The sequence below is a fragment of the Synechococcus sp. R55.7 genome, from assembly GCF_047461955.1.
Lineage (GTDB): Bacteria > Cyanobacteriota > Cyanobacteriia > Thermostichales > Thermostichaceae > Thermostichus.
In genome coordinates this window covers 3,566-6,277 of record NZ_JANSIC010000147.1, presented here as the reverse complement: position 1 = coordinate 6,277, position 2,712 = coordinate 3,566, and the positions used below count along the sequence as shown (strand labels likewise).

Annotated in this window: 2 protein-coding genes; one reads left to right on the top strand and one right to left on the bottom strand. The window is 59.1% G+C overall.

What is annotated here, in order from left to right; all coding sequences use genetic code 11:
* Positions 1-1,197, top strand: a 1,197-nt coding sequence (locus NW820_RS08685; RefSeq protein ID WP_414407262.1) for an ABC transporter substrate-binding protein, incomplete at its 5' end; no start/stop codon positions are given.
* 3 nt (positions 1,198-1,200) lie between these two features.
* Here the strand turns inward: NW820_RS08685 and NW820_RS08680 are convergent.
* Positions 1,201-2,712 (bottom strand): ATP-binding protein (locus NW820_RS08680; RefSeq protein WP_414407261.1); only part of this gene is annotated, 1,512 nt, incomplete at its 5' end.

Genomic DNA, 2,712 nt, shown 5'->3' with positions numbered 1-2,712 from the left:
GCTTGGGCGTTGAGTCAAGGCTCTCCGTTTGCCCAGAATACCTCACAGAGTTCGGTGGATCTGGGATCCCTGAGCTGGGCAGACATTCTGGAGCGGGCGCGGGGCAGCTCTGTCAACTGGGCCATGTGGAGCGGCAGCGAGGCCATCAACGGCTTTGTGGATGGCTGGGTGAGAAGCCAGTTGCAGGAGCGTTATGGCATTCGCTTGAACCGGATCCCGCTCACGGATACCGTTGAAGCAGTCAACAAGGTGATTGGGGAGGTACAGGCCGGGCTGCGCAGCGGCGGCAGCATCGATCTCATCTGGATCAATGGCAACAACTTCCGCACCCTCAAGCAGGGGAATTTGCTCTTCGGCCCTTTTGCTGAGAAATTGCCCAGCTTGCCCTTCTACGATCCCGCCGATATTGCAACGGATTTTGGCCTGCCCACCGAGGGCTATTCTGCGCCCTACACCGGCAACTACTTTTTGATGGCCTATGATGCCGAACGGGTACCCAATCCCCCCCAGAGCTACGCCGAACTGTTGGCTTGGGCAGAGGCCAATCCAGGGCGATTTACCTACGTGGCCCCGCCGGATTTTCATGGCAGCCGCTTTTTGTTGAGCGCCTTCTATGGTGTGACCGGGGGCTATGCTCAGTACAGCGGGCCGGACTTCGATGCCGATCTCTGGGCGCGACAATCCCCTGCCCTGGTGGAATACCTGAGAAAGCTGGATCCCTTCCTGTGGAGACAGGGCCAAACCTACCCGCCCACCTTTGCCCGCCTGGCGGAGCTCTTTGCCAACGGCGAAGTGTGGCTCATCCCCACCTTTATCGATCAGGTGATCTTACGCAAGGGCAACGGCCAATTTCCCCCCAGCACCACCCCCTATGGGATCCCGGGCACCAGCTTGATCGATCCCTCGTTTACAGCCATTCCCATTAATGCGGCCAATCCTTGGGGGGCAATGGTCCTGGCAGAGGTCTTGGCCAGCCCGGAGGGGCAATTGGAAAAGTTCAAGCCGGAGGTCTGGGGGGATCTGCCGCTCATTGATGTCAGCCGGTTGTCTGCCGACTACCAAACAGCTTTTGCCCAGCTGGAGGCTGCTGCCGGGATCCCCATTCAAGAGGCCATTGCTGGGGCAGTGCCCATCGTGAACTCCGAATACACGGTGCAACTGGAGGCCCTCTGGCAGCAACAAGTCTTGCCGGGATAGGGGTCAGGTATGCCCCTCACCCCCAGCCTCTTTCCAAAAGGGGAGGTCTTCTGACATTGGGGGTGGGCCGGGCAATGGCGGAGCAGGATCCTCACCTTGGGGCAACCAAACTTGGAAATGCGTCCATCCATCCGAGCTGTTGACGGAGATATTCCCCCCCATATGCTCCACCAGTTGCTTCACCAAAGCCAGCCCCAGGCCGGTGCCGCCGTGCTTCCAGCGATCCGATTGCGGGATCCGGTAAAACTTTTCAAAGATGCGGGGCAGCTCTGGCTCTGGGATCTCGCTGCTGTTGCTGCAGACGAAGAGGATCCCCTCTCCTTCTGAGACAACCCGCAGGTGGATGGATCCCTCGGGGGCCGTGTACTTGATGGCGTTGTGCAGCAGCTCGCGCAGAATGCGCCCCAAGCAGGTGGGGTCGGCCCAAAGCGAGGGGATCCCTGCCTCCAGGTGCAGTTGCAGGTGTTGATGTTTGGCTTGGGCCAAAGGCTGAGCCCCGTCCAGCAAATCTTGTAAATACCGCGGCAGAAAAATATTCTCTGGTTGCAGCAGATACGTCCCGGCTTCCAGCCGTCGCATATCCAGCAGGTCGTTAATGAGCTCGATTTGCCGGTTGCACTCTTTCAGGGCAATGGTGAAGTAGTGCCGCTGTTTCTCGGGGTTATCGCGGGTCATTTGCAGCATTTGCAAGGCCATGCGCACATTGGTCATGGGGGTGCGCAGCTCGTGGGAGACGGTGCTGAGGAAATCATCCTTCAGCAAATTCAGCCGCTCCAATTCCTTCACCTGCGCTTGGGCTGCTTGGTACAGACGGGCTTGGCGAATGGCCAGGGCACATAGGTTGGCCACCTGATAGGCCAGTTGAATCTCGTCTTCGGAAAACTCTTGCTCCGGCAGCCGCTCCAACAGCAAAGCTCCCAGCCGCTTCTCTTTGTCCCAAAGGGTGCAGGCCAGCAGCCGCACCCAGCGTCCTTCCTTCCGACAACAGCAGTGGATTTCCCATTTCTGCTGTGAGGAAGAATGGGACTGCAGCAGGCGCAAGAACTCCGGGTCGCTGGCGTAGTCTCGGCCATGCAAGGGATCCGCCCTGTCGCCCTGAGCTGCATCAGAAGAGAGAAGGGGGGAGTAGCAGTAGCCAGGGATCCAGGTTGACCCATCTTCTAAAAGCAGCAGGATTTGGCAGCAGGTCAGGCTTAGCGCTTCGGCAAGGGTTTTGACCACTTCTTCCAGGATTTCCCCCTCGTTTAGGCTGACCACCATCCGGCTGCTGATGGCGCGCAGCACCCCCTCAAAATGCAAGGCTTGCTGCAGCTTGGCCGTGCGCAGCTCCACCTGGGCTTCCAGCTCCCGGTTGAGGGCTTGCAACTGTTGTTCTGCCCGCTTTTGCTCGGTGATCTCCCGCCCCACCGATAGGATCTCCACCAAGCGGCCTTGGCTGTCGAAAATGCCCTGATCCACCCAGCTAATCCAGCGGGACTGGCCGTTTTCTCCGGGATACTCCCGCTCGCTGCTGTA